General features: G+C 61.1%; 21 protein-coding genes. 10 read left to right on the top strand and 11 right to left on the bottom strand.

Annotated features, from left to right (window positions below; all coding sequences use genetic code 11):
* Positions 1-3: 3 nt before the first annotated feature.
* From PMI01S_RS14205 to PMI01S_RS14170, 8 genes are all read left to right on the top strand, one after another.
* Positions 4-948: a DUF58 domain-containing protein gene (locus tag PMI01S_RS14205; RefSeq protein ID WP_084320634.1), complete on the top strand. Its 945-nt coding sequence runs from the start codon at positions 4-6 to the stop codon at positions 946-948.
* Positions 945-1,439 (top strand): DUF4381 domain-containing protein, encoded by a 495-nt coding sequence (locus tag PMI01S_RS14200; protein WP_084320633.1) that lies wholly within the window; start codon positions 945-947, stop codon positions 1,437-1,439. Before PMI01S_RS14205 ends, PMI01S_RS14200 begins: the two co-directional genes overlap by 4 nt.
* Positions 1,432-2,511 carry a vWA domain-containing protein gene (locus tag PMI01S_RS14195; protein WP_084320632.1) on the top strand — a complete coding sequence of 360 codons (1,080 nt, stop codon included), beginning with the start codon at positions 1,432-1,434 and terminating at the stop codon, positions 2,509-2,511. The genes PMI01S_RS14200 and PMI01S_RS14195 overlap by 8 nt, the downstream gene beginning before the upstream one ends.
* A complete protein-coding gene (locus tag PMI01S_RS14190) occupies positions 2,508-4,244 on the top strand; it encodes a tetratricopeptide repeat protein (protein ID WP_084320631.1) in 1,737 nt (578 codons plus the stop codon). Before PMI01S_RS14195 ends, PMI01S_RS14190 begins: the two co-directional genes overlap by 4 nt.
* On the top strand, positions 4,241-5,881 hold the full coding sequence (locus PMI01S_RS14185; protein WP_084320630.1) for a BatD family protein: 1,641 nt from the start codon (positions 4,241-4,243) through the stop codon (positions 5,879-5,881). The genes PMI01S_RS14190 and PMI01S_RS14185 overlap by 4 nt, the downstream gene beginning before the upstream one ends.
* Positions 5,882-6,136: 255 nt before the next feature.
* A complete protein-coding gene (locus tag PMI01S_RS14180; protein WP_084320629.1) occupies positions 6,137-7,381 on the top strand; it encodes an exonuclease SbcCD subunit D C-terminal domain-containing protein in 1,245 nt (414 codons plus the stop codon).
* Positions 7,378-11,019, top strand: a complete 3,642-nt coding sequence (locus PMI01S_RS14175) for an AAA family ATPase (RefSeq protein ID WP_084320628.1) — start codon at positions 7,378-7,380, stop codon at positions 11,017-11,019. Before PMI01S_RS14180 ends, PMI01S_RS14175 begins: the two co-directional genes overlap by 4 nt.
* The gene (locus PMI01S_RS14170; protein ID WP_084320627.1) at positions 11,016-11,612 is read left to right on the top strand and encodes a glutathione S-transferase; all 597 of its coding nucleotides are present in this window, start codon (positions 11,016-11,018) and stop codon (positions 11,610-11,612) included. Before PMI01S_RS14175 ends, PMI01S_RS14170 begins: the two co-directional genes overlap by 4 nt.
* Before the next feature lie 105 nt (positions 11,613-11,717).
* Here PMI01S_RS14170 and PMI01S_RS14165 read toward each other — a convergent pair whose 3' ends face one another.
* The 9 genes from PMI01S_RS14165 to PMI01S_RS14130 form a co-directional block, all read right to left on the bottom strand.
* On the bottom strand, positions 11,718-11,975 hold the full coding sequence (locus PMI01S_RS14165) for a hypothetical protein (protein ID WP_084320626.1): 258 nt from the start codon (positions 11,973-11,975) through the stop codon (positions 11,718-11,720).
* Positions 11,972-12,184 carry a hypothetical protein gene (locus PMI01S_RS14160; RefSeq protein WP_084320625.1) on the bottom strand — a complete coding sequence of 71 codons (213 nt, stop codon included), beginning with the start codon at positions 12,182-12,184 and terminating at the stop codon, positions 11,972-11,974. Before PMI01S_RS14160 ends, PMI01S_RS14165 begins: the two co-directional genes overlap by 4 nt.
* Positions 12,185-12,299: 115 nt before the next feature.
* A complete protein-coding gene (locus PMI01S_RS32010) occupies positions 12,300-12,425 on the bottom strand; it encodes a hypothetical protein (RefSeq protein ID WP_008030104.1) in 126 nt (41 codons plus the stop codon).
* Positions 12,426-12,636: 211 nt separating this feature from the next.
* On the bottom strand, positions 12,637-12,816 hold the full coding sequence (locus PMI01S_RS14155) for a hypothetical protein (protein WP_084320624.1): 180 nt from the start codon (positions 12,814-12,816) through the stop codon (positions 12,637-12,639).
* Positions 12,817-12,971: 155 nt separating this feature from the next.
* A complete protein-coding gene (locus PMI01S_RS14150; RefSeq protein WP_084320623.1) occupies positions 12,972-14,141 on the bottom strand; it encodes a lactonase family protein in 1,170 nt (389 codons plus the stop codon).
* Positions 14,134-14,430, bottom strand: coding sequence for a DUF5629 family protein (locus PMI01S_RS14145; protein ID WP_084320622.1), 297 nt, complete (start codon positions 14,428-14,430; stop codon positions 14,134-14,136). The genes PMI01S_RS14150 and PMI01S_RS14145 overlap by 8 nt, the downstream gene beginning before the upstream one ends.
* A gap of 188 nt (positions 14,431-14,618) precedes the next feature.
* Entirely contained in the window at positions 14,619-16,199 is a 1,581-nt protein-coding gene (locus tag PMI01S_RS14140; RefSeq protein WP_084320621.1) for an aldehyde dehydrogenase (NADP(+)), read from the bottom strand.
* An 11-nt stretch (positions 16,200-16,210) separates the two neighbouring features.
* The gene (gene araD1, locus PMI01S_RS14135; protein ID WP_084320620.1) at positions 16,211-17,203 is read right to left on the bottom strand and encodes an AraD1 family protein; all 993 of its coding nucleotides are present in this window, start codon (positions 17,201-17,203) and stop codon (positions 16,211-16,213) included.
* A gap of 153 nt (positions 17,204-17,356) precedes the next feature.
* The gene (locus tag PMI01S_RS14130; RefSeq protein WP_084320619.1) at positions 17,357-18,679 is read right to left on the bottom strand and encodes an MFS transporter; all 1,323 of its coding nucleotides are present in this window, start codon (positions 18,677-18,679) and stop codon (positions 17,357-17,359) included.
* Positions 18,680-18,873: 194 nt separating this feature from the next.
* On the opposite strand from PMI01S_RS14130, the gene PMI01S_RS14125 reads away from it, so the two are divergent.
* Positions 18,874-20,610 carry an IlvD/Edd family dehydratase gene (locus PMI01S_RS14125; RefSeq protein ID WP_084320618.1) on the top strand — a complete coding sequence of 579 codons (1,737 nt, stop codon included), beginning with the start codon at positions 18,874-18,876 and terminating at the stop codon, positions 20,608-20,610.
* 204 nt (positions 20,611-20,814) lie between these two features.
* On the top strand, positions 20,815-21,534 hold the full coding sequence (locus PMI01S_RS14120; protein ID WP_084320617.1) for a FadR/GntR family transcriptional regulator: 720 nt from the start codon (positions 20,815-20,817) through the stop codon (positions 21,532-21,534).
* Between the two features lie 163 nt (positions 21,535-21,697).
* On the opposite strand, the gene PMI01S_RS14115 is transcribed toward PMI01S_RS14120, so the two are convergent.
* Positions 21,698-24,082 (bottom strand): efflux RND transporter permease subunit, encoded by a 2,385-nt coding sequence (locus PMI01S_RS14115; RefSeq protein WP_084320616.1) that lies wholly within the window; start codon positions 24,080-24,082, stop codon positions 21,698-21,700.
* Between the two features lie 28 nt (positions 24,083-24,110).
* A complete protein-coding gene (locus tag PMI01S_RS14110) occupies positions 24,111-25,184 on the bottom strand; it encodes a WD40/YVTN/BNR-like repeat-containing protein (protein WP_084320615.1) in 1,074 nt (357 codons plus the stop codon).
* Positions 25,185-25,956: the final 772 nt, after the last annotated feature.

Raw genomic sequence — 25,956 nt, 5'->3', positions numbered from 1 at the left:
CCGATGAACGCCACGCTGCCGCCCGAGCCGGGCATCCGGGTCAGCCTCGCCGAGCTGATCGAGATGCGCCATCGTGTGCGTGAAGTGCAGCTGTTTTCCACGCCGAGCCAGCGCAGCCCGCTGATCGGCCTGCACCACTCCAAATTGCGTGGCCGTGGCGTCGACTTCGATCAGGTGCGGGTCTATCAGGCCGGCGACGACGTGCGCAGCATCGACTGGCGCGTCACTGCTCGCACACAGGAGCCGCACACCAAGCTGTTCCACGAAGAACGCGAGCGACCGATTTTCATCATGGTCGAGCAAAGCCGACGGCTGTTTTTCGGTTCAGGGCTGATGTTCAAATCGGTGCTCGCCGCCCAGGCCGCGAGCCTGATTGGCTGGGCCGCCCTCGGCCATAACGATCGAGTCGGCGGGCTGGTGTTCGGCGATAACGAACACTACGAAATCAAGCCCCGGCGCAGCAAACAAAGCCTGCTGCAATTTCTCAACCGACTGGTGCGTGTCAATCAGTCGTTGCACACCGAAGGCGAACAGGACCGCGACGCCCTTAACCTGGCCCTGCGTCGTGCCCGGGAGGTGCTGCGCCCTGGCAGCCTGGTGATCGTGATCTGCGACGAACGCGCGTTGACCGAAGGCTCCGAGCAGCAACTGAGCCTGCTGTCCCGCCATTGCGACCTGTTGCTGCTGCCGCTGTCCGATCCACTGGACCACGCCCTGCCCGCTGCCGGCCTTTTGCGCTTTATCGAACGCGGTGCGCAACTGGAGCTCGACACGCTGAATTTCGACCTGCGCCAGACCTACCGCGCCCAGGCAGAAGCGCGCATCGCCCACTGGGAATTGCTCGCGCAAAAACTGCGGGTGTTGTTGATGCCCCTGAGCACCCAGAGCGAAATGGTCGAACAACTGCGCGAGTACCTGAACCCGCAGAAACCGGGGAAACATCGATGAGCAGCCTCGATCAACTGCAACCGCTGATTTCCCCTCCTCCGATCGGCTTCTGGCCACCCGCACCGGGCTGGTGGTTATTGCTGTTGTTGCTGCCGCTGATCGGCTTCGGCCTGTGGAAAGCGCGGCGTTTCCTGCCGAGCAAGCGCCCCATCGTGCGCGCCGAACAACCATTGGACCCGGTACGCCTCGCCGCACTGGCCGAACTGGCGCTGATGCCCAAACCGTACGACGGCGCACCGGCCGGCGCCTGGCTGCAGCAACTCAACGGCCTGCTCAAACGCCTGTGCCGCAACCATTACCCTTACAGCCAGAGCCACATCCTCAACGGGCGCAAATGGCTGGCCTTCCTCGACAACCGCTGCCCGGCCGCTGGCCTGACGCGCTGGATGGTGCTGGTCGAAGGCGCCTACAAACCCGAATGCAAACTCGACGACAAGGCCATTGCCGGCCTGACGCAAGCCGTCGACACGTGGATTCGCAAACATGTTTGAGTTCGCCTGGCCGTGGATCTTCGCCCTGCTGCCGCTGCCCTGGCTGATGCGCATTGTGCTGCCAGTGGCCGACAGCGGCGAACCGGCGCTCAAAGTCAGCTTCCTCAGCGACCTCGAAGGCCTGGCCCGGCGCCGCGCTCGCGCCAATCTGCCGGCCTGGCGCCAGCAAGCGCCGTTCCTGCTGCTATGGCTGTTTTTGCTGATCGCCGCGGCGCGTCCGCAGTGGCTCGGCGAACCGTTGCCGATTGCCGCCAGCGGCCGTGACCTGCTGGTGGCGGTGGACGTTTCCGGCTCCATGGATTTTCCCGATATGCAGTGGCAGGACGATGAGGTCAGCCGCCTGACGCTGGTTCAACATTTGCTCGGCGATTTTCTGGAGAGTCGCGAAGGCGACCGTGTCGGCCTGATCCTGTTCGGCAGTCGGGCGTACCTGCAGGCCCCCCTGACGTTTGACCGACGCACCGTGCGTGTCTGGCTCGACGAAGCGCGCATCGGAATCGCCGGCAAGAACACTGCCATCGGCGACGCCATCGGCCTCGCGCTCAAACGCCTGCGCATGCGCCCCGCGCAAAGCCGTGTGTTGATTCTGGTCACGGACGGCGCCAATAACGGCGGCGAAATCGATCCGTTGACGGCGGCGCGGCTGGCGGCCAAGGAAGGCGTGAAAATCTACCCGATCGGCATCGGCGCCGATCCCGAGGAAAGCGGCACCGCGGGATTCCTCGGGATCAACCCGAGCCTGGACCTCGACGAGCCTGCGCTGAAGGCCATCGCCGCCGCCACGGGTGGCCAGTATTTTCGCGCTCGCGACGGCAAGGAGTTGCAAGCGATCAAGGAAACCCTCGATCAACTGGAGCCTGTGACTCAGCAACCGACTCAGGCCCGCCCGGCGCAGACGCTGTATCACTGGCCACTGGCGATGGCGCTGCTGTTGAGCGTGCTGTTGGTCGTGCGCGAACGCTGGCCGGACAACCCGTTTCAGCGCCTGTTTACCAAAGACCTGTTCTTGCAGACGCCACTGCCTGACTGGCGCCAACGGCTCAAGCGCCTGCGCCTGCGGAGGCGCCGATGAGTGCGCTGTGGCCTTACTGGTTCCGCCCTTGGTGGCTGCTGCTGTTGCCGCTGCTCGGCTGGTTGCTCTGGCAGCTCTGGCATAGACAGAAGCGCGCCGGGCGCTGGCAGATGATTTTGCCGCCGGCCTTCCATTCCGCGTTACTCAGCGGCGGCAGCGGTCGCGACAGCAAACTGCCGTGGGTCGCGCTCGGCGTGGCGTGGCTGTTGACGATACTGGCGCTGCTCGGACCGAGCTGGGAGCGTGTCGAACAAGCCAGTCAAAAACCGGCCGACCCGCTGGTGGTGATTCTGGAGCTGACCCCGGAAATGCTCGCCACCGACGTCACGCCAAACCGGCTGGAACAGGCCCGGCGCAAGCTGTTCGACCTGCTGCAGAATCGCAGCGATGCCCAAACCGCCATCGTTGTCTACGCCGGCAGCGCGCACACGCTGGTGCCCCTGTCGGATGACCTCTCCACCAGTCGTAATCTGCTGGATGCGCTCAAACCGTCGCTGATGCCCCAGTCCGGCCATCGCGCCGACCTCGCAGTGACCAAGGCTCTTGCGCTGCTGAATCAGAGCGCGCTGGGTGACGGCCGAATCCTGCTGATCGGCTCGTCCCTGACCGAGCTGGAACGCGAAGGGATTCAGCAAGTGCTGGACGGCAAGTCGACAGAGTTCCTGATGCTCGGCATCGGCACCGCCGAAGGCGCGCCGATCACACAGGAAGACGGCAGTTTCCTCAAGGATGATCAGGGCGCGATTCTGGTACCGCACCTGGACGAGCCAAGCCTGAAAGCGTTCGCCAACGGCCTCGACGGGCGTTATCGGCATGCGCGGCTGGACGACGCCGACCTGCGCGGCCTCGGCCTGCTCGACAGCCCACGCCATCTGCGCAACGACGGCCAGTCCTTGCGCCTCGATACCTGGGCCGATCAGGGTTACTGGCTGTTGTTGCCGCTGTTGCTGTTGGCGGCCTGCGCCGGGCGTCGCGGCTGGCTGTTTTGCTTGCCGCTGCTGTTCCTTTTTCCACAACCGAGCTACGCCTTCGACTTCGAAGACTTGTGGCTGCGTCCGGATCAACAGGGTCTGCACCTGCTCAAGAAGAAGCGCCCCGCCGAAGCTGCGCAACACTTCGAAGATCGACAATGGCAAGGCGTGGCGCTCTATGAGGCCGGCGACTACAGTGGCGCCGCCCAGCGGTTCGCCGAGGGCAATGACGCCCACGCCCACTACAATCGTGGCAACGCCCTGGCCAAAAGCGGTGAGCTGGAAGCCGCGCTGGATGCTTACGAACAGGCGCTGGAACGTCAGCCGGACCTGCGCCCGGCGCTGACCAACAAGGCCTTGGTGGAAAGCTTGATCAAACAGAAAAACACACCGGCCCCCGTCGAACCGGACAAAACCGCAGGCGACGAAACCGGGACCCCGCAGGAACCGCCGCCCGGCGCCGCCACCCAACCGTCGAACAGTGGAGAGCCGAAGTCCGACACCCAGACGGCTACACCCGAAGCGGAACAGTCGGATACGACCCCGGCCCGACCCGGAACCAATGAGGTGCCCGGCAGCGAGTTGGGCGACGAACAGAGCACCACCCCGCCGTTGCGCCCGGCCAGCGATGCCATTGATGGCGAGCAGCGCCAGGCGCTGGAGCAATGGCTGCGCAAGATCCCGGATGACCCGGGAGAATTGCTCAGGCGCAAATTCTGGTACGAACAGCAACAACATCAGGATCAGGAAAAAACTCGATGACCCGCTTCACCGCTTTCTTGCTTGCCATGTTTCTCTGGACTGTACAGGCCCAGGCTGCGGGGCTGGTCGCCAGTGTCGATCGCAGTCGCCTGAACTCCGGCGAGACGGTCGAGCTGACCCTGGAATCCAACGACGTGACGCAGTTCGGCAAGCCAGACCTGACGGCGCTGGAGCCGCTGTTCGACGTGCGCGGCACCCGCCAGGTCAACCAGTTGACCACCATTAATGGCGACAACCGCGCCACCACCCGCTGGATCATCACCCTGCTGCCTCGCCAGAACGGCAGCGTGGTGATTCCCCCGCTGCAACTGGGCGACGTGCAGAGCCAGCCGATCACCCTGCAAGTGGTGGAAAGCGAAACCCAGGACAGCAAGAACAAACTGGCCCCGGTGTTCATCGATGCCAGCCTCGATCAGAGCAGTGTGTACGTGCAGGCCCAGGCGATCCTGACCTTGCGCATCTACCATTCCGTTTCGCTGTACGACGACAGCAGCCTGACCCCGCTGCAGATTCCCGATGCGCGCATCGAGCAACTGGGTGAGTCGCGCACTTACGAAAAAGACATCAACGGCCTGCGCCACGGCGTGATCGAACTGCGCTATGCGATCTACCCGCAACACAGCGGCCAGTTGATCATTCCGGCGCAGATCTTCAGCGCCACGCTGGTGGACGCGCAACCAGCCCAGGACGTCGAATCCCAATTGCCGAAGTCCGGCAAATTGATGCGCGTCAGCTCTGCCGCGCTACCGTTGACGGTCAAGGCCAAACCCGCCAGTTATCCCGCTGACGTGCCTTGGTTGCCGGCCCGCAGCCTGAGTCTGAGCGAGAGCTGGAACCCTGAACCGGATCACGCGCAGGTGGGCGATTCGCTGACCCGAAGCCTGACCTTGAAGGCCGAAGGCCTGGCCAGTTCACAACTGCCACCGTTGCCGGCAACCGACGTCAACGGCTTGCGCCGCTACCCGGATCAGCCCGTGCTGGTCAACCAGAACAGCGAGCGCGGCCTGATCGGCAGCCGTGAAGACCGTGAGGCGCTGGTGCCTGTTCGCAACGGTGACGTCGAGTTGCCGGCGGTGGAGGTGGTCTGGTGGAACACGTTCGAAGATCATCTGGAACACACCAGCCTGCCGGCCCGGACCCTGCAAGTGGCGCATAACCCTGGCATGCTAGTCGATAGCCCGACGGGTATGCCGGCGGTCATTTCCGCTGCTGACAACGAAGCCCTCTGGTGGTGGAAACTCAGCACCGTGATTCTGGCCTGCACCACCCTGCTGGGCTTCGGTCTCTGGTGGCGCGCCCGCTGGCAACCGGCAATTCTGCGCGCAGCCCAGACCGGCCCGAGCCCGCGCACCGTGCTCGATGATCTCAAACGCGCTTGCCAGGCCAACGACCCCCACGCCACCCGCCAGGCCCTCGACGCCTGGGCCCGACAACAACCGGAAACCCTGGCCGACATGGCGGCACGATTTGTGCCGCTGTCCGATGCGTTGGATGGTTTGAATGGCGCGCTGTACAGCGAAACCGGCCAGCATTGGCAAGGTGAAGAGTTGTGGCGCGCGATCAAGGCGATTCCGATTGCCGAGCGGGTTCATGATCCGGTGGGCGACAGTGGGTTGCCGCCGCTCTACCCGAAATAACCCCATCCTCAAGGGCCCCTTCGCGGGCAAGCCTCGCTCCTACAAAGCCGAGGTGACGCGCCCCCCCTGTAGGAGCCGGCTTGCTGGCGAAACGATCCAGAGCCCCCGCGCTATCCTCAAGCGGTTGGATTTGAGGCGGCCATCGCTGACGGCCAATTCCTGCGGTAGGTTTGGTGTCGCTTTACCCGTAAACTCTCCCCCTTTCGCGCTGTCATTTACCTCGCGGCCATTACCTCATTTCCTACGGAGCTCGCCTTGCGTCTGTTTCACACCTCCGACTGGCACCTTGGGCAGAACCTGCACGGCCAGGACCGTGATTTCGAGCACGGTTGTTTCCTCGAGTGGCTGCTGCGCCAGCTGAAGCTGGACCAGCCCGATGTGCTGCTGATCGCCGGCGACATTTTCGACACGGTCAATCCACCGGTCAAAGCTCAGGAGCGCCTCTACGACTTCATCGTCAGCGCTCACGAACAACAACCGAAACTGACCATCGTGATGATCGCCGGCAACCACGATTCCGGTTCGCGCATCGAACTGCCCGCACCGCTGATGCGCCGTTTGCGCACCCATGCGCTGGGTCGCGTGCTTTGGCTGGATGACGGGCAGCTCGATGCCGAGCGTTTGCTGCTGCCACTGCCGGACGCCAAGGGCAAAACCGTCGCCTGGTGCCTGGCGCTGCCATTCCTGCGCCCTGCCGAAGTGACTGGCGCACATCTGGGCGACAACTACTTGCGCGGGATCGGCCAGGTTCACGAGTGGCTGATCGAAGCCGCCAACGCCAAGCGCAAGAAAGGTCAGGCATTGATTGCCATCAGTCATGCGCACATGGCCGGCGGTTCGGTGTCGGAAGACTCCGAGCGCAGCCTGATCATCGGCAACGCCGAAGCACTGCCCGCCAGCCTGTTCGGCCCGAGCATCAGCTACGTCGCCCTCGGTCATTTGCACAAACCGCAGAAGGTCAACGGTGAAGAGCGCATTCGCTACAGCGGCTCGCCGATTCCGTTGTCGTTCTCCGAAATCGGTTATCAGCATCAGATTCTCGATATCCAGATAGACGGTGAAACCCTGGTCAGCGTGGAGCCGAAACTGATTCCCCGCGCCGTGAACCTGCAACGCATCGGCCCAGCGCCATTGGCCGAAATTCTCCTGCTACTGGCCGACCTGCCAAACATTGATCTGCTGGCGGATATTCAGCGTCAGCCGTGGCTGGAAGTCCGGGTTCGCCTCGACGAACCGCAACCCGACTTGCGCAACCAAGTTGAAACCGCCCTGCAAGGCAAAGCCGTACGCCTGGTGCGCATCGCCGCTGAATACGCCGGCAACGGCAACCGCGATGGCGTCGATGACGGCACGACCCTGATCGAACTGGACCAACTCACCCCTCAGGAACTGTTCAGCCGCGCCTGGCAGGACAACTACGGCAGCGAGGTTGACGAGCAAACCCTGAAGGACTTTGCCGAGCTGTTGCAGGACGTGCAGATGGAGAGCGAACAGCCATGAAAATTCTCGCGATCCGCCTGAAAAACCTCGCCTCCCTGGCCGGGCCATTTGAAATCGACTTCACCGCCGAACCGTTGGCCAGCGCCGGATTGTTCGCGATCACCGGGCCGACCGGCGCCGGCAAAAGCACCTTGCTCGACGCCTTGTGCCTGGCGCTGTTCGGCGCCGTGCCTCGATTGAGCAACGCTCAAGTGTCAGCCAAAGCGCCGGACGCCGATGGTGAGATCAGCACCGGCGACCCTCGCACGCTGCTGCGTCGCGGCACCGGTGAAGGCTATGCCGAAGTCGATTTTGTCGGCATCGATGGCCGCCGCTACCGCGCGCGCTGGGAAGCCAATCGCGCCCGGGAGAAGGCTGGCGGCAAGCTGCAACATAGCCGTCAGAGCTTGCGCGACATCGATCTGGATCAGTTGCTCGCCAGTCAGAAAGTCGAGTTCAAGGTCCAGCTCGAAGCTGTCCTGGGCCTGAACTTCGAGCAGTTCACCCGCGCCGTGTTGCTGGCCCAGAGCGAGTTCAGTGCGTTCCTCAAGGCCAACGACAACGAGCGCAGCGAGCTGCTGGAAAAACTCACCGACACCGCGCTCTACACGCGCCTGGGTCGTCGCGCGTTCGACAAGACCAAAGAAGCCCGCGAAACCCACAAGCTGTTGCAGGACCAAGCCACCGGCGTTACACCCTTGTCGCCCGAAGTCCGCGCGGAACTGGATGAACGCTTCAAAGAGGCGCAGCAGCTACTCAAGTCCCAGCAAGCGCAACTCAAACAATTAGAGCTGCAACACACGTGGCTGAAAGAACTGCGCCAGTTGCAGGACGAGCAGCTCAGCGCCACCGAACAACTGACCAGCGCTCAGCAGGACTGGCAAAGCCTGGCCGGCGAACGCTTGAAGCTGACTCGTCTGGAGCAACTGGCACCACAACGGCACCAGTTCGCCCGTCAGGCCGAACTGAGCGCCCGACTCACGCCGCTGGCAGAGCAGATTCAGCAACACACCCGGCAAGAACAGGAACTGCAGACACGTCAGACGCAACTCGAACACAGCCTCAGCGCGGCGCAAACCGCGCTGATCGAGGCGCAAAGCCAACACACTTCAAGCGCACCGCTGCTGCGTCAGGCCTTTGAGGCGCAAAGCACCCTCGCCCGCCTGATCAAGGACGCCGGCCTCAGTGCCGACCTAAAGCAGCAAGCGGAACAGGCTTGTACCGAAGGCCAGAACACGATTCAAGGTTTGCTCGATCAGCAGAATCGGGTGACCGAGCGTCTGCAAAGGATTGCTGCCGAGCTTGAGCAAAGCACCCATCTTGCGCCGCTCAGCGACGCCTGGAACGCCTACCGCGATCGCCTGCAGCAGTTGATGCTGATCGGCAATCGCCTGAACAAGGGTCAGGCGGAACTGACGTCTCTGGAGCAGAACGCCAGCCGTGCCGCCAAAGAATGGGCGGCACAAAAACAGAATCTGGAAGTACTCTACAAAGAGGCCGGCGCCGAGCCTGAGGCGGTGGCCGAACAGATCCGGTTGCTGGGCAATCTGTTGCAGGACAATCGCAAGCAACTGCGCAGCTTTGAGGAACTGACGCGTCTGTGGGCCAGCCAGCAGGAACTGGACAAGCGCATCGCCGACCTGCAGCAACGTCAAACCGCTGCCCAGGTCGAACGCGACCGTTTGACCCAGGACGGGGTAAAAACCAAAAACGAATTGACCGTCGCTGAACAGACCCTGACGGTCACCCGCGAACTGCTGGAGCGTCAGCGCCTGGCCCGCAGCGCCAGCGTCGAAGAACTGCGCGAGCAGTTGCAGGATGATCAGCCGTGCCCGGTTTGCGGCAGCCCTGACCACCCTTATCACCAGCCCGAAGCGCTGCTGCAAAGCCTCGGCCGCCACGATGAAAGCGAACAGGCAAACGCGCAGAAAGCGGTGGATTTACTCAAGGAAAAACTCACCGACCTGCGTACCGAAGTCGGCGGTGTGATCGCGCAACAGAAGGAATTGCTGCAACAGCAGGAACAACTGGTCGCTCAGCAACAAAGCCTGACACCGAGCCTCGATGCGCACCCGTTATCGGCGCAGCTTTTCAATCAGGACAGCGCCAAACGCGATGCCTGGCTGAACCAGCAAAACAGCCAGTTGAACCAAAGCATCACGCAGGACGAACAGCGGCAAACCGCCCTGCTCACCCTGCAACAGGACGCGGCGCGCTTGCAACAGCAAGTGCGTAGCGCCGAGACCGCGAGCCTGCAGGCGACCCAACAACTGGCCAGCCAGCAACGCGAGCTGAGCAATGATCGCCAGCGTCTGGACGAAGAGCTGACCGCGTTCAGCACCCTGCTCCCGACCGACACGCTGGACGCCTTGCGCAACGAGCCTGCCGCGACCTTCATGCAACTCGACCGACAGATCGCCCAGCGCCTGGAACAGCTCGACCAGCAACGGGATGAACTCAGCGAACAGCAACAACGCCAGCAGACGCTGGAAAAGGAACAGGATCGTCAACTGACCCGCGTCCAACAGCTGGAAGCGGCTCAGCAGCAATTCACCGCCCTCGCCGACCAACAACAGGCTTGCCAGCAGCAACTGACGCAACTGCTCGGCTCACACACCAGCGCCGAAGAGTGGCAGCAGCAACTGGATCAGGCTGTCGAACAGGCGCGCAATGCCGAAACGGCTGCGAATCAGGAACTGCAATCGGTACGCACGCAGCTGGTGCAACTGGCCGCGGAACTGAAAGCGCAGCAAGACCGCCTGATCGCCCTGGAAACCGAAGACCGCGAACTGAACACGAGGATCGCCGAATGGCGTGCCTTGCATCCCGAACTGGACGACGGCGGCCTCGAGCAATTGCTCAGCGTCGACGACCAGCAGGTCAGTGAATTGCGCCAACGGTTGCAGCTCAACGAAAAAGCCATCGAACAAGCCAAAGTGTTGCTGCACGAGCGCGATAAGCGCCTGGCCAGTCATCAGGCGCAACACGATGGCAACCTCGATGCCGAGCAACTCGCAAGCGCCCTGGCCGAACTGCAAAGCCAGTTCGCTGCCAGCGAGCACCGCTGCGCCGAACTGCGCGCCGAACAAGCCGAGGATCAACGCCGGCAAAATGCCAATCAGGCGTTGGCCCAACAGATCGCCGACGCCTACACCGAGTATCAGCGCTGGGCGCGCCTGAATGCGTTGATCGGTTCCGCCAGCGGCGACACCTTCCGCAAGATCGCCCAGGCCTACAACCTCGACCTGCTGGTGCATCACGCCAACGTGCAGCTACGGCAACTGGTGCGGCGTTATCGCTTGAAGCGCGGCGGCAGCATGCTCGGGTTGTTGGTGATGGACACTGAGATGGGCGACGAACTGCGCTCGGTGCATTCGTTGTCCGGCGGCGAAACCTTCCTCGTCTCCCTCGCACTCGCGTTGGGCCTGGCGTCGATGGCGTCGAGCACGCTGAAAATCGAATCGCTGTTCATCGACGAAGGTTTCGGCAGTCTCGATCCGGAATCCCTGCAACTGGCCATGGATGCCCTCGACGGCTTGCAGGCGCAGGGGCGCAAGGTCGCGGTGATTTCCCACGTTCAGGAAATGCACGAACGGATACCGGTGCAGATTCAGGTCCACCGCCAGGGCAACGGTTTGAGTACGCTGGAGGTGAAATGAATACGCTGTACTCCTTCCGCCGCTGCCCGTACGCCATGCGGGCGCGCATGGCCCTGCGTTACTCGGGGGTTGCGGTGAACATCGTCGAGGTCAGCCTGAAGGCCAAGCCTGCCGAAATGCTCGCGCTGTCGAGCAAAGGCACGGTGCCGGTGTTGAGTGTGAACGGTGAAGTGATCGATGAAAGCCTGTCGATCATGCGCTGGGCGCTGGCGCAGCATGATCCGCAGGATTGGTTGCTCAAGGATGATCCCGCCGGGCAAGTGCAAATCGCTGCGCTGATTGAAGAGAACGATCAGGCGTTCAAGGTGCATTTGAATCGCTACAAGTACGCCGAGCGTTATCCCGAGCGGCCGATGGAATTTTATCGCGCTGAGGGCGAGGTGTTTTTGCGCAGGCTGGATGGGTTGCTGGAGGGGCGCGATTACGTGTTGGCGGACCATCCCAGCCTGGCGGATGTGGCGCTGATGCCGTTTATTCGGCAATTCGCCCATGTCGATCGCGAGTGGTTCGGGCAGACGCCCTATGTGCGGCTGCAGGCTTGGCTCCAGCGGTTTTTAGAATCAGACCTGTTCACATCAATCATGAAAAAATAACCGCCCCTCTGTAGGAGCCGGCTTGCTGGCGATGGAGTGTCAGACACTGATGCGTTAACTGACACACCATCGCCAGCAAGCCGGCTGCTACAGCGTGTCGAAGATTCACGCAAACACCTCACACATCTGCAACACCGAGCAATCAACCTGGAACGGCCCGAAGAAATCGCCTTGGCGTTTCATCGGCGGATTACCAGCCAGCAAGCCCATGGCCTTTTCGGTCTGGATGCTGCGAGCGAGGTTGTGGTTGGCTTCAATCGACCGCGCGACAGAACCTGCCGAGGCTTGCCCGATTCCCAACAGTGAAGATCCATTGGTCATGAACGCCAGGAAGGCGATGACCCAGAGTCTGGCCCCTTTCATGCCCCTGCCACTCCCGCCACGTCTGCGTGATCGACCACGGCGTTTTGTGCGCGGTGCTCGAACTGGATGGCGGGATAAGCGACCTGGATCGGTGCTTCGAACTCGTGTTGCGATTGCGCGGTAATGCTGACGACCGCCACCAGGGCCACGTAAAAACCGATGGCCAGGTAGGCGCCGTATTTGGCAGAAGTGAGGATTGAGCTGGCCATGGTGTTCTCCGTGGGCATGTTTCAGTGCCCACAGAATCGATCAAAAAAGCCGTGATAACCACTCAAGGTTATCCATAGTAAGCATCAGCTTCATTGATCATTAAGCCAGTCTATTTCAGCCTTCGATAAAACTCATCATGCGCTCGCGCGCAGCGTCGGGCTCGCCGGGAACGGGCGTAGCTGCCGATAAAATGGGGGTCGAATAGAGGAACAGAAGTACCACGGCCAGACGCATCGCCATGCTGTCGATCCTTTTTATTAGAGAAGGAGTCAATAAGTCAGCGTCAAATTTAAACTCATGGCCATGTGATATCAAGCAATGCATTGATAGCAATATGATGCTGTCGTAAACGCGTTATGCAGGAGCGACATCACTCAGGCTTTCTCGAAGCTTTTCAGCTTGATCCGCGCAAGTGACTTCGCTCCTGCATAAAGGGTGCAGGGCTTAGCTTTCAGGCTTGGGTTTTGTGATCCAGGGCTGCGTAGAAATTGGCGCTCTGTTGCAGGTATTTCTGGGTGTAGCTCTGGGTGTGGGATTTTTTGTCGCTGATTTCAACGTTGGCGGCGGCTGGCAGAGCAACGGTGGCAGAGATGGCGGATGCGGCGATGACAGAGAAGAGATTGAAGTTCATGGCGGTATTCCTCGGATTCAGTTGGCTTGCTTGCCCGGTGGGGCCGTGAAGCAAACTTAACTGTCGAGGCAGGCGCCTTGAAATCTTTTGTAGCATTAGCAGATATCAGCGTCATTAATAGAAGGATGCAGGCCCCATCAACCGGGGCCTGCGGCCTATTGACGCACCAAGAATTTCAGATCGCTCGGGGCATCCATCGGCAGTTTCTGCACGGTTTTACCCAGCAGACCGCTCTTGGCGTCGCGTTCGACGACGACAATCTGGTTGCTCTTCTGATTGGCGATCAGCACGAACTTGCCACTCGGGTCGAGGCTGAACTCGCGTGGGTGATCACCGTCCACCGACCGGCGTTGCAGCTCCTTGAGGTGACCGGTGGCCGGATCGATGGCAAATACCAGCAGCTGATTGGCCGTTCCGCGATTGCTGACATAGAGGAACTTGCCATCCTTCGATGCATGCAACGCCGCGGCCGCTTTGTCCGACGTCGGTTGGCCGGCTGCCAGATCGACCATTTGTGTTTGCTCAAGCTTGCCGTTCTGGTAGTCGAACACCGCAACCTGCGCACTCATTTCCATGGTCAGCCAGGCGTGCTTGCCATCCGCGCTGAACAGCAAATGCCGCGGTCCGCTGCCGGGCGGCAACTGGACCGAGGCCGGTGTCGCGGCCGTCAATGGCAGTTCCGGATTGGCCTTGGGATCGAAGCGGTAGACAAAAATCCTGTCCGCGCCAAGGTCATTGGAGAACACAAATTTGCCGTCTGGCGAGGACACCGTCGAATGCACATGCGCCGACATCTGCCGCTCGGGATTGACCCGGCTGGAAGGATGACTGCTCATCTGCACGACAGTTTTGAGCTTGCCATCGGCGCCCACCGGCAACACCGCCAACGTGCCGCCCGGATCTTCAGCCACCGAGTAGTTGCTGACGAACAAATGGCTGGCATCGACGCTGAGGCTCGAATGGGTCGGCTCGTTGCCCAGGCTTTGCACCTGACTGACCAGGCTCAACTCATGGGTCTTGGGATCGATCGCATAACTGCTGACACGCCCGACCGGGTCTTTCTGACCCGGGCCGTTTTCGTTGACCACGAACAGGTGACGTTGATCCCGGGACGGGGTCAGCCAGGACGGGTTTTCACTGTTGACCACTTGCAGGGGTTTGGCGTCGATCTGCCCGGTGGCGCTGTCGAAATTCAGGCGGTAAATGCCCTGGCTCTGGCCGGCGGTATACGACCCCACCAGCAACTGATAATGATCGACCGGCGCGGCCTGAACGCCCATGGCGCCGATGCTGCCGGCGATCAACAGCGGCCAGAAATTACGCATCCTTTTTTTCTTCGTCATCGTCGTTTTCACCGCGGAATGCGGTCATGCACACCAACCGGTGTTCACCGGAATCACCAGTGATCAGCCAGCTTTGCAGGGTTGGATCGAAGGTTGCGGCCTCGACCTCGGCCGGGGTGAACTCCCAGTGCTTGGACACACGACCGTCGATGCACTCGATGTGCAGGTTGTCGTCTTCATCGAGAGAGAATTCAAAGGCGTGCAGCCCGTCGATTTCCACCATGTCGCAGTGTTCGAGGGTGCTGAGCAGGGTGTCGGTTGAGGCAGTCATGGCAGTCAATCTTTGAAGGGGAAAGACGCAATGATAGCTCAATGAGAGAGCGATCCAGTGCCGGTCACAAAACCCGAAGCCAACACAGAACAAATGTGGGAGCGGGCTTGCTCGCGAAAGCGGTGTGTCATTCAACAGTGATGTTGGCTGACGCACCGCTTTCGCGAGCAAGCCCGCTCCCACATTAGTTAGAGGGCCTCACGCGAAGGCTGCCCATCAACCAACCGCTGAATGCGCAGCGGATTGCCATTCTTCAACGCATCCGGCAGCAGGCTGTCGGGGCAGTTCTGGAAGCACACCGGCCGCAGGAACCGGTCAATCGCCAGCGTGCCCACCGAGGTACCACGCGCATCGGACGTCGCCGGGTACGGGCCGCCATGGACCATCGAATCGCAGACTTCCACACCGGTCGGATACCCGTTGAGCAGGATCCGGCCGACCTTCTGTTCCAGCAACGCCGTCAACTCGCCGAACTGTGTGAAGTCGTCCGGCTCACCAATGATGGTCGCCGTCAGTTGCCCGTGCAGTCCATTCAACGCGGTGCTGAGTTGCGCCTGATCCGCCACTTCGACAAACACCGTGGTCGGGCCGAACACTTCTTCCTGCAGGACTTCATCGCCCTCGATCAACAGGCTGACATCCGCCTTGAACAACTGCGGCCGGGCCTGATTCCCTTGCTGTGGACTACCCGCCAGGTGCGTCACGCCCGGGTGCGCGAGGAGTTTTTGCAGACCTTTGCCATAGCTGCTCAGCGTCCCGGCATTGAGCATGGTTTGCGCCGGCTGATCGTTGATCAACCCCGCCACCTGCTGCACGAAGGCACTGAATTGCGGCGAGCGAATGCCAATCACCAGGCCGGGGTTGGTGCAGAACTGGCCACAGCCTTGGACCACCGACGCCGTCAGGTCACGGGCCACGGTTTCAGCGCGAGCTTCAAGCGCCTGCGGCAAGACGATCACCGGGTTGATGCTCGACATCTCGGCGAACACCGGGATCGGCTGCGCACGGGCTGCGGCCATGTCGCACAGCGCTCGGCCGCCCTTGAGCGAGCCGGTAAATCCGACTGCCCGGATTGCCGGATGCTTGACCAGCGCTTCACCGACCCCGCCGCCGTAAATCATGTTGAACACACCGGCCGGCATGCCGGTTTTTTCGGCGGCACGGATGATCGCATCGGCAACCTGCTCCGCCGTCGCCATGTGACCACTGTGGGCCTTGAACACCACCGGGCAACCGGCGGCCAGGGCTGAAGCGGTGTCGCCACCCGCCGTGGAAAACGCCAATGGAAAGTTGCTGGCGCCAAACACCGCGACCGGTCCGAGCCCGATGCGGTACTGACGCAAATCGGGACGCGGCAACGGCTTGCGATCCGGTAACGCCTGATCGATCCGCGCACCATGGAAATCACCGCGACGCAGGACCTTGGCGAACAGGCGCATCTGACCGCTGGTGCGACCGCGTTCGCCTTGAATGCGTGCGGCCGGCAATGCAGTTTCGCGGCAGACCACGGCGACAAAGTCATCGCCCAACGCGTCCAGTTCATCGGCAATGGCATCGAGAAATTGCGCGCGGCGTTCGGCGCTCAGACTGCGATAGGCCGGGTAAGCGACAGCAGCGGCCTTGGCCGCAGCATCGACCTCTTCAGGTGTGGCCTGGAGGAAATCGTGAGGCAACGCTTCGCCGGTGCTGGCGTCGATGCTCTGGAGTTTGACGGTGCCGGCCGCACTGCGCTGGCCGCCGATGTAGTTGTGACCGAGAATTCGGGTCATGGTTTTTTCCTTCAAAGAGTGCCGATGGTGCCGGGCTCGAACACCGCGTCGACCGGTGCGATACCGTTGATCAACGGTGCACCGAACTCGGCCTGACTGATCTCGAACACGTCACCCGGCTGGGTGCGAATGCCGTCGGCAAAGGACAGGGTCGCGGTGCCGAAGAAGTGAATGTGCACGTCCCCCGGACGCAGGAACTGGCTGTACTTGAAATGGTGGTATTCGAGGTTTTCCAGGCTGTGGCACATGTTGGCCTCGCCGCTGAGAAACTCGTTCTGCCACAGCACTTCACCGTTACGCAAAATGCGACTGGTGCCTGCCAGATGCTCCGGTAGTTCACCGACCCGAAGTTCCGGGCCATAGCTGCAGCTGCGCAATTTCGAGTGAGCCAGGTACAGGTAATTCTTGCGTTCCATGACGTGGTCGGAGAACTCGTTGCCCACTGCAAAACCGAGGCGGTACGGCTTGCCGTCGTGACCGATGACGTAGAGGCCGCCGAGCTCGGGCTCTTCACCGGCGTCTTCGGCAAAGGGTGGCAGCGGGAACGGATGGCCCGGGCGCACGACGATGCTGCCGTCACCTTTATAGAACCACTCTGGCTGTACGCCGGCCTGCCCCGCTGCCGGTTTACCACCCTCCACGCCCCATTTGAAAATGCGCATGGTGTCGGTCATCGCCGCTTCGTCGCCGGCTTGCTGATGCATCTTGTCCCGCGCCGAAGCGCTGCCCAAATGGGTCAGGCCGGTGCCGCTGACAAGCATGTGCGCCGGGTCCGGATGGTCCAGCGGCGGCAGGATGCGCAGTTGGGCCAGCAGTTCTGCATAGTCATGGCTGATGCCCAGGCCGAGGGTTTGCACCTGTTGCTCAAGATTGACGCCCGCCTCGATCGCCGCCAACGCCAGATCGCGCACCGTGCGTGCATCCTGTACTTCGTGCACCAGACCGTTTTCGACCACGCCAACCCGACGCTCGCCGCTAATCAATTCAAACTGAACCAGACGCATGGATTTTCTCCTGTAAACAAAATTCGAAAACACCGCCGATCACGTGTGGGAGCGGGCTTGCTCGCGAAGGCGGCCTGACATTCAATATCTGTGGTGACTGACCCACCGCTTTCGCGAGCAAGCCCGCTCCCACACTCGATCGGCGGTGAGTTTTCAGGTGCGGGTGGCGCCACGCGCACTGGCCGCAAACTGATCGGCCGGCAGCACATGCTTGCGCTCCAGCAACCGATAAACCACACCCGTCAAAATCAGCCCGAACACCATCACCCCCGACAGGAAATACAACCCCGACGCCAGGTTCCCGGTGTATTCCTTCAACGCACCAATCACGAACGGCCCGATGTAGCCGCCGAGGTTGCCCACCGAGTTGATCAGCGCAATCCCCGCCGCCGCGCTCGCGCCGGCGAAGAACCGGCCCGGCAAGGTCCAGAACACCGCCGTGCAGGAGAACAATGCGAACGCCACCAGACACAAGGCCGCCAGTTGCAGCACCGGCACCGTCAGCCACGCGCTGAGGAACAGGCCGATGGCACCCAGCACATACAGCACCGCCAGGTGGCCATAGCGATCATTCAAGCGGTCGGAACTGCGCGGAATGATCAGCAAGCCGATGATCCCGAAAATGTACGGCACCGATGACACGAAACCGGTCACCAGGTCGGTGCCGCCGAACTGTTTGATCAGCGTCGGCAACCAAAGGCCCAGACCATAGATGCTCAGGGTCACTGGCAGATAAAACAGCGCCAGCAGCAATACGCGTTTGTCCTTGAGCGCATGCAATGGATTGCCGTGTCGGGTCTGGCCGTATTCCTCCAGATCTTTTTTCAGCTCGCCGGCCAGCCAGTCTTTCTCGGGCTGATCCATCCATTTCACCTGTTGCGGTCCATCCGGCAGCCAACGCAGCACCGGCCATGTCAGCAGGATCGCCGGGGCGCCAATGACGATGAACAGCCACTGCCAGCCATGCAGACCCAGAATGCCGTCCATGCCCAGCAGACCGCCGGACACCGGGCCGGTGATCAGCATGGCGATCGGTTGGGAAAGGATAAACAGGCCAAGGATCTTGCCGCGATGGCGAACCGGGAACCATTGGGTGATGTAGTACAGAACGCCCGGGAAGAACCCGGCTTCGGCGGCACCCAGCAGAAAGCGCATCACGTAAAAGCTGTGCGGCCCCTGCACGAACGCCATGCCGATCGTGATGGCGCCCCAGGTGACCATGATCCGCGCGAACCAGCGTCGCGCGCCGAAGCGTTCGAGCATCAGGTTGCTGGGGATTTCCAGCAGGAAGTAACCAATGAAGAACAGCCCGGCACCGAGGCCGTAAGCCGCATCGCCGATACCGATGTCGGCGCCCATGTGCAGCTTGGCGAAGCCTACGGCGGAGCGATCCACATAGGCGATGAGGTATAGCAGGATCAGGAAGGGAATCAGTTTCAGCGTGATGCGACGTATAAGCCGCAGTTCCTGGCTCATGAGATCGGTCTCCGATTGTTGTTGTTATAGAACCTCGGGGGACGCCTCTCGCGGAAAACCGCCAGGGCCATTCCTCCGTTGGACACGACTATATAGTAATACTATTTAAGCAAGCAACACTTCCAAAGCGGCGAATTTGCGCTTATGTTACACCTCAGCTCGCACACAATAGTCATACAATAAGAGAATCGATCATGTCTGATAAGAAACCCACCCTGCGCTCCGCCCAATGGTTTGGCACGGCCGACAAGAACGGCTTCATGTACCGCAGCTGGATGAAGAATCAGGGCATCGCCGACCACCAGTTCCACGGCAAGCCGATCATCGGTATCTGCAACACCTGGTCGGAACTCACCCCGTGCAACGCGCATTTCCGTCAGATTGCCGAGCACGTCAAACGCGGCGTGATCGAGGCCGGTGGTTTCCCGGTGGAATTCCCGGTGTTCTCCAACGGTGAGTCGAACCTGCGCCCGACCGCCATGCTCACCCGCAACCTGGCGAGCATGGACGTTGAAGAAGCCATTCGCGGCAACCCGATCGATGGCGTGGTGCTGCTGACCGGTTGCGACAAAACCACCCCGGCCTTGTTGATGGGCGCTGCCAGTTGCGACGTGCCGGCGATCGTTGTCACCGGCGGGCCGATGCTCAATGGCAAACACAAGGGCCAGGACATTGGCTCGGGCACCGTGGTCTGGCAGCTCAGCGAACAAGTGAAAGCGGGCACCATTTCCATCGATGACTTCCTCGCGGCCGAGGGCGGCATGTCCCGTTCCGCCGGCACTTGCAACACCATGGGCACCGCATCGACCATGGCGTGCATGGCCGAAGCACTCGGCACTTCCCTGCCCCATAACGCGGCGATTCCAGCCGTGGATGCGCGTCGTTATGTGCTGGCGCACATGTCCGGCATGCGCGCGGTAGAGATGGTTCGCGAAGACTTGCGACTGTCGAAGATCCTGACTAAAGAAGCGTTCGAAAACGCCATTCGGGTGAACGCAGCCATTGGCGGTTCGACCAATGCTGTGATCCATTTGAAAGCCATCGCCGGGCGTATCGGTGTCGAACTGGACCTGGACGACTGGACCCGCATCGGTCGCGGCATGCCGACCATCGTCGACCTGCAACCCTCCGGACGTTTCCTGATGGAAGAGTTCTACTACGCCGGCGGCCTGCCTGCGGTGCTGCGTCGCCTCGGCGAAGCCAACCTGATTCCCAATCCGAATGCCTTGACCGTCAACGGCAAGACCCTCGGCGAAAACACCAAGGACGCGCCGATCTACGGCCAGGACGAAGTGATCCGCACCCTCGATAATCCGATCCGCGCCGACGGCGGAATCTGCGTGTTGCGCGGCAACCTGGCGCCGCTCGGTGCCGTGCTCAAACCATCCGCCGCCAGTGCCGAATTGATGCAGCATCGCGGTCGTGCAGTGGTGTTCGAAAACTTCGACATGTACAAGGCGCGGATCAATGATCCCGAACTGGACGTCGATGCCAACTCGATTCTGGTGATGAAGAACTGTGGGCCGAAGGGTTATCCGGGCATGGCCGAAGTCGGCAACATGGGCTTGCCGGCCAAACTGCTGGCGCAAGGCGTGACTGATATGGTGCGGATTTCCGATGCGCGCATGAGCGGCACGGCCTATGGCACCGTGGTGTTGCATGTCGCACCGGAAGCGGCGGCCGGCGGTCCTTTGGCGACCGTGAAGGAAGGGGACTGGATCGAGCTCGATTGCGCTAACGGGCGCTTGCACCTGGACATTCCGGATGCGGAACTGGCAGCGCGCATGGCCGATCTGCAACCGCCGCAAAACCTGATCGTCGGCGGCTATCGCCAGCTGTATATCGACCATGTATTGCAGGCGGACCAAGGCTGCGATTTCGACTTCCTGGTCGGTTGCCGCGGCTCCGAAGTACCGCGCCACTCTCACTGACCCCGCAACCTCTGCAGGAGCCGGCTTGCTGGCGATAGCGGTGGGTCAGTCGACACATCTATCGCCTAAAAGGACGCCATCGCCAGCCAGCCGGCTCCTACAATTGATCTTCATAGAGTTCAGGATTGCTTGCTCTGGCGACCGTCCTCGCTGCGCCTGCTATCATGCGCAGCACCTCCCCCGCACAGGATCGCGCCGTTCCCCATGGATTACCGCAAACCCTCCGACCGCAAAAGCATGCACTCGCGCATTGTCCAGGAACTGGGCATGCAGATCGTTTCGGGACGCTTCAAACCGGACGACAAGCTGCCCGCCGAAGCCCTGTTGTGCGAGGAATACGCGGTCAGCCGGCCGGTGCTGCGCGAAGCCACTCGTGTGTTGGTCGCCAAAGGGTTGGTGTATTCCCGTCCGCGAGTGGGCACAGTGGTCAAGCAGCGCAAGGAATGGCACATGCTCGACCCGGATGTGCTGCACTGGCTGATGCAAAGCAGCCCGCAGAATCAGTTCTTCGATTTGCTGACCAGTGTGCGCAGTATCATCGAACCGGCAGCGGCGGCCCTCGCCGCGCAGTTTGCCACCGACGCGGACATCGCCTCCATCGGCGAAGCCTACCAACGCATGGAAGCCGCGCCGACGCCTGAAGCGCTGTTGCAACCAGACCTGGATTTCCACAGCCGAATCGCCGATGCGACGCACAATGACTTGCTGGCGAACCTGTGCAACATGTTGTCGGTAGCGATTGCCGAAGCGTTGAAGCATTCTAACCAGCGGCCGAACCTGCATGAATTGGCGTTACCACGGCACAAGGCGATTCTCACCGCAATCGAGAATCGCGACGCACTGGGTGCGCGGCATGCGACGCTGGTGCAGCTGGATGATGCGCGTAGTGCGCTGAATGTCGTGCTCGGAACCGATCCTTCGTAACCCCCCCTGTAGGAGCCGGCTTGCTGGCGATGGTGTGTCAGCCACATTGATGTCGATTGACACAGCATCGCCAGCAAGCCGGCTCCTACAAAGGGTTGTGTGAAGCATCAGATGCAAAAAAGCCGCAACCCTGGGGTTGCGGCTTTTTTATTTCAGCTAAGGATCAGTGAGCAAACAACGAGTTGCCCTTCTGCCCCGCCAGCTTCTCCGGCTTGATCAGGAACCGTGCAAGCGCCGGCAACAGCCACAGCGCGCCGAACATGTTCCAGAGCAGCATGAAGGTCAGCATCAGGCCCATGTCGGCCTGGAACTTGATGGCCGAGAAGATCCAGGTGCACACGCCGATGGCCAGGCACAGACCGGTGAACAACACGGCTTTACCCGTGGATTTCAAGGTCTGGTAATAGGCTTCCTGCAACGGCAGGCCAGCACGCAGGAAACTTTCCAAGCGGCTGTAGATGTAGATCCCGTAGTCCACGCCAATCCCCACACCCAGAGCCACCACCGGCAAGGTCGCGACTTTCACGCCGATGCCCATGAAGGCCATCAGGGCGTTACCGAGCACCGAGGTCAGCACCAGTGGCAACACGATGCACAAGGTCGCCGCCCAGGAACGGAAGGTGATCATGCACATGGTCGCAACGCAGATGTAGACGAGGATCAGGATGGTCAGCTCGGATTCCTTGATCACCTCGTTGGTGGCCGCCTCGATGCCGGCATTACCGGCGGCAAGGATGAATTCCAGGCCTTCCTTGTTGTTCTCCTTGGCGAAGTCCTGCACGGCATGGACTGCGCGATCAAGCGTTGCAGCCTTGTGATCGTTTAGGAACACCAGCACCGGTGCCAGGGAGCAACTGTTGTTGTACAAACCATCAGCCCGGGCAATGGAGTTGTTCAGCACGTCCGGGTTGCGCGACAGGGTTTCCCATTTCAGGTTGCCCTCGTTCATGCCCTTGATCATCTGCTTGGACACGGTCACCAGCGAGATCGCCGACTGCACGCCCTCGGTGTTCTGCATCTTCCACATCAGCTCGTCGATCGGCGCCATGGCTTCGTAGCGCGAGCAACCTTCGGACTTGGTCTTGACCATCACCACCAATACATCGGAGCTGGTGGAGTAGTTACTGATGATGAAGTTGTTGTCCTTGTTGTAGCGCGAGTCCGGACGCAACTCAGGTGCACCCTGGTCGAGGTCGCCGATCTTCAGGTTCTGGCTGTACCAGAGGCCGCCACCGAAGGCCAGCAAGGCCAGGATGATCGACACCGGTGCGACTTTCGGGCTGGCAAAGTTCGACAACAGGCGCCAGAACGGGTGTTCACGGTGTGCGTCTTTCTTGCTGCGCTCGACGGCGCGTTTGCTGATGCCGACGTAGGAAATGGCGACTGGGAGCAGGATCAGGTTGGTGAAGACGATCACCGCCACGCCGATGGAAGCGCCGATGGCCAGTTCGCGGATCACACCGATATCGATGATCAGCAACGTGATGAAACCCACCGCATCCGCAAGGATCGCGATCATCCCCGGCAGGAACAACTGGCGGAAGGTGCGTCGCGCGGCGGTCAGCGCGTTGTCGGCTTCACTGGACTGCAACGCGATGCCGTTGATCTTCTGCACGCCGTGGGAAATACCGATGGCGAAGATCAGGAACGGCACCAGCATCGAGTACGGATCAAGCCCGAAGCCGAAGAAGTGCATCAAACCGAGCTGCCAGACCACCGCCACCAACGTCGTGCTCAACACCGCCACGGTGCTGCGCATGCAGTTGGTGAACCAGTACAGCAGGATCAGCGTGATGACGAAGGCGACGCCGAAGAACATTACCACCATGACAAGACCATCGATCAGGTCGCCGACTTTCTTGGCGAAACCGACGATGTGGATCTGCACGTTGGGGTTTTGTTTTTCAAACTTGTCGCGGATCTTTTCTTCCAGCTCGTGGGAGAACTTGCGGTAGTCGAGGGCCAGCAGTTTGCCCTGGTCCTGCGGGTCCGGGTAGGACTCCAGCAGCGGGATATCGACGATGCTCGACTTGAAGTCGTTGGCCACCAGGCGCCCGACCTGTCCGGACTTGAGTACGTTGTTGCGCAGCAGATCGAGGCTTTGCTGGGAACCGTTGTAGCTCTGCGGGATCACTTCACCACCCGCGAAGCCCTCCTCCGTGACCTCGGTCCAGCGGACGCTCGGACTCCACAGCGACTTGAGGCCGGAACGATCGACGCCGGAGATGTAGAACACCTCGTCGTTGATCTGGCGCAGGGTCTCCATGTACTCCTTGGAGAAGATGTCGCCATCGGTGGCTTCCACCGAGATCCGCACGGTGTTACCCAGGTTCGCCAGATCGTTGCGGTGCTCCATCATCTTCTGAATGAACGGATGCTCGAGCGGGATCATTTTTTCGAAACTGGTGGACGGGCGGATCAGTGTCGCCTGCCAGAACAGGAAAATACTCACCAGCAGGCAGATCACAATCACTGCCGGTCGGTTGTTGAAGATCAGACGCTCAAGAAACGTCGCCTTGTCTTGGTGATGGCTGCTCAAGGATGTCATAGACCCGCCTTCTTATTATTTGCCCGGCTCATTTGGACGACCCGTTTTTTCCATTCTCTGCGCCGGCACCGGTTGGCGAGGTGACGCGAACGCCGCCCTGTCCTGCCAGGATCAGATTGCCGTTGCCTGCATCGGTGACCGCCGCGACGGAAATACGGTCCGGGCGGTTGAACACGCTGAAGGTTTCGCCATTATCGTCGCTGCGGATGACGCTGCCACCGTTGCCGACGATCACGATAGAGCCGTCGTCGAGCAACGTTGCACCGGACAGACCAAACTCCAGAGCACCGCGGGCCGCTTTCAGCTCGACCGGTTCCCAGGTGCTGCCGAAATCGGTGGAGCGAAACAGGTTGCCGCGCAGACCGTAGACCAGCAGCGTGTTGGGTTGAGCGGTGCCGATCACGCCGAACAGCGAACCTTCGTATGGGCCTTCCAGCTTTTCCCAGGTCTGGCCCCAGTCTGCGGAGCGGAACATGCTGCCCTGCTCGCCGACGATGAACAGCCCGGCATCCTTGATCGCAGCAATGCCGTTGAGGTGGTACTGGTCTTCGTTGTCGAGGCGATCGCTGGCGTCTTCCCAGTTTTTGCCGCCATCGGTGGTGGCCAGCAGCGCGCCGTAAGCGCCCACGGCAAAGCCGCTGTTGGCGTCCTGGAACCAGACGTCGAGCAGCGGCGATTCGCGTTTCAGATCTTCAAATTGCTTGGTCCATGTGACGCCGCCGTCCTCGCTGGCGAGGATCTGTGCATCATGACCGACGGCCCAGCCGTGCTTGTCGTCGACAAAATAAACCGAGGTCAGCAGTTGCCGGGTCGGCACCTTGGCCTGGGTCCAGGTCGCGCCCTGGTCATCGGAATACAGAATGTGCCCGCGATCGCCGACCGCCACCAGGCGCTTGCCGGCGTGCACGACATCGAGCATCAGGCTTTTGCTGGCCTTGGCGGATTCAACGGAATAGACAACGTCAGATGCTGGCGCCGCGGCGGCCAGCACAGGTGCCGACAACACGGCACAGCCCAACAGCGAGAGCGCTGTAGCCAGCAACGCGAATTTGCGCAGTGCCGGCGGGCGGCAGGTACCCACACCCATGACAGGCTCACTCATAGACCTTCCCCCATTATTATTGTTAGGTCGTTCAACCTTTCAGGGCGCCGTTAGGGGTGCTCATCGGGATTGGATGGTTAGGAGCATAGTCCTGAAACCCGCAATCCAGAGCCCCTTCGGAAGCTGGCTTATCCTATCGGTGTTTGGAAAGGTCTGACAATCGACGCCACGTTATGTTTTGTTAACCTGGAGGGGATGGGGGGTTTTCTGAATGGTGGGGTATCAGGTGGGGTGATTAGGGTTTGGTGGTTGGTGGTTGGTGGTTGGTGGTTGGTGGTTGGTGTACATATCCGTTGCTGCGGTAATGGCTGCTATGGGTTCCGCTCTTACAGCGGGTTACTTGGAGAAGCGCCAAGTAACCAAGCGCTTTTGCCCCTTTCGTTCGGTGCCTCGCTAAGGCTCGGCATGCCCTCCTTCCGGTCCTGCTCCGTGGGCCCGCCGCCATCGGCCATCCATGGCCGGGGGCGGCTAACCCGGCATCCTTGCCGGGTTTCCCACTGCGCAGAACCTCCACTCGGCCTCTCGAGGGCGCGACTACCGCCACAGCACCCGAGGCGGCCTTCGGGCCGACCTGGGCGTCAAGCGGGCGCGCTTCGCTGACTTGATCGTTCACATCCCTCTGGAAGCAACCCCGATGAATGTGGGCTTGCTCGCGAAGGCGTCCAGTCAGTCGACATCAATGCTGAATGCCAGTCCGCATTCGCGAGCAAGTCGAATCGTCGCACCACCGCTCCCACAGTTGGATTTTGGGTGGGCATAAGGTTGGTGTTCG

The organism is Pseudomonas migulae NBRC 103157 (assembly GCF_002091715.1).
GTDB classification, from domain to species: Bacteria; Pseudomonadota; Gammaproteobacteria; order Pseudomonadales; family Pseudomonadaceae; genus Aquipseudomonas; species Aquipseudomonas migulae_A.
The sequence above is the reverse complement of the archived record's forward strand: the minus strand, read 5'-3'. Positions and strand labels throughout refer to the sequence as shown.

Coding starts and splice junctions, on each gene's coding strand:
- PMI01S_RS14205 (WP_084320634.1), top strand. CDS start 4: ATGAACGCCACGCTGCCGCCCGAGCCGGGCATCCGGGTCAGCCTCGCC.
- PMI01S_RS14200 (WP_084320633.1), top strand. CDS start 945: ATGAGCAGCCTCGATCAACTGCAACCGCTGATTTCCCCTCCTCCGATC.
- PMI01S_RS14195 (WP_084320632.1), top strand. CDS start 1,432: ATGTTTGAGTTCGCCTGGCCGTGGATCTTCGCCCTGCTGCCGCTGCCC.
- PMI01S_RS14190 (WP_084320631.1), top strand. CDS start 2,508: ATGAGTGCGCTGTGGCCTTACTGGTTCCGCCCTTGGTGGCTGCTGCTG.
- PMI01S_RS14185 (WP_084320630.1), top strand. CDS start 4,241: ATGACCCGCTTCACCGCTTTCTTGCTTGCCATGTTTCTCTGGACTGTA.
- PMI01S_RS14175 (WP_084320628.1), top strand. CDS start 7,378: ATGAAAATTCTCGCGATCCGCCTGAAAAACCTCGCCTCCCTGGCCGGG.
- PMI01S_RS14170 (WP_084320627.1), top strand. CDS start 11,016: ATGAATACGCTGTACTCCTTCCGCCGCTGCCCGTACGCCATGCGGGCG.
- PMI01S_RS14165 (WP_084320626.1), bottom strand. CDS start 11,975: ATGAAAGGGGCCAGACTCTGGGTCATCGCCTTCCTGGCGTTCATGACC.
- PMI01S_RS14160 (WP_084320625.1), bottom strand. CDS start 12,184: ATGGCCAGCTCAATCCTCACTTCTGCCAAATACGGCGCCTACCTGGCC.
- PMI01S_RS32010 (WP_008030104.1), bottom strand. CDS start 12,425: ATGGCGATGCGTCTGGCCGTGGTACTTCTGTTCCTCTATTCGACCCCC.
- PMI01S_RS14155 (WP_084320624.1), bottom strand. CDS start 12,816: ATGAACTTCAATCTCTTCTCTGTCATCGCCGCATCCGCCATCTCTGCC.
- PMI01S_RS14150 (WP_084320623.1), bottom strand. CDS start 14,141: ATGCGTAATTTCTGGCCGCTGTTGATCGCCGGCAGCATCGGCGCCATG.
- PMI01S_RS14145 (WP_084320622.1), bottom strand. CDS start 14,430: ATGACTGCCTCAACCGACACCCTGCTCAGCACCCTCGAACACTGCGAC.
- PMI01S_RS14140 (WP_084320621.1), bottom strand. CDS start 16,199: ATGACCCGAATTCTCGGTCACAACTACATCGGCGGCCAGCGCAGTGCG.
- araD1 (WP_084320620.1), bottom strand. CDS start 17,203: ATGCGTCTGGTTCAGTTTGAATTGATTAGCGGCGAGCGTCGGGTTGGC.
- PMI01S_RS14130 (WP_084320619.1), bottom strand. CDS start 18,679: ATGAGCCAGGAACTGCGGCTTATACGTCGCATCACGCTGAAACTGATT.
- PMI01S_RS14125 (WP_084320618.1), top strand. CDS start 18,874: ATGTCTGATAAGAAACCCACCCTGCGCTCCGCCCAATGGTTTGGCACG.
- PMI01S_RS14120 (WP_084320617.1), top strand. CDS start 20,815: ATGGATTACCGCAAACCCTCCGACCGCAAAAGCATGCACTCGCGCATT.
- PMI01S_RS14115 (WP_084320616.1), bottom strand. CDS start 24,082: ATGACATCCTTGAGCAGCCATCACCAAGACAAGGCGACGTTTCTTGAG.
- PMI01S_RS14110 (WP_084320615.1), bottom strand. CDS start 25,184: ATGAGTGAGCCTGTCATGGGTGTGGGTACCTGCCGCCCGCCGGCACTG.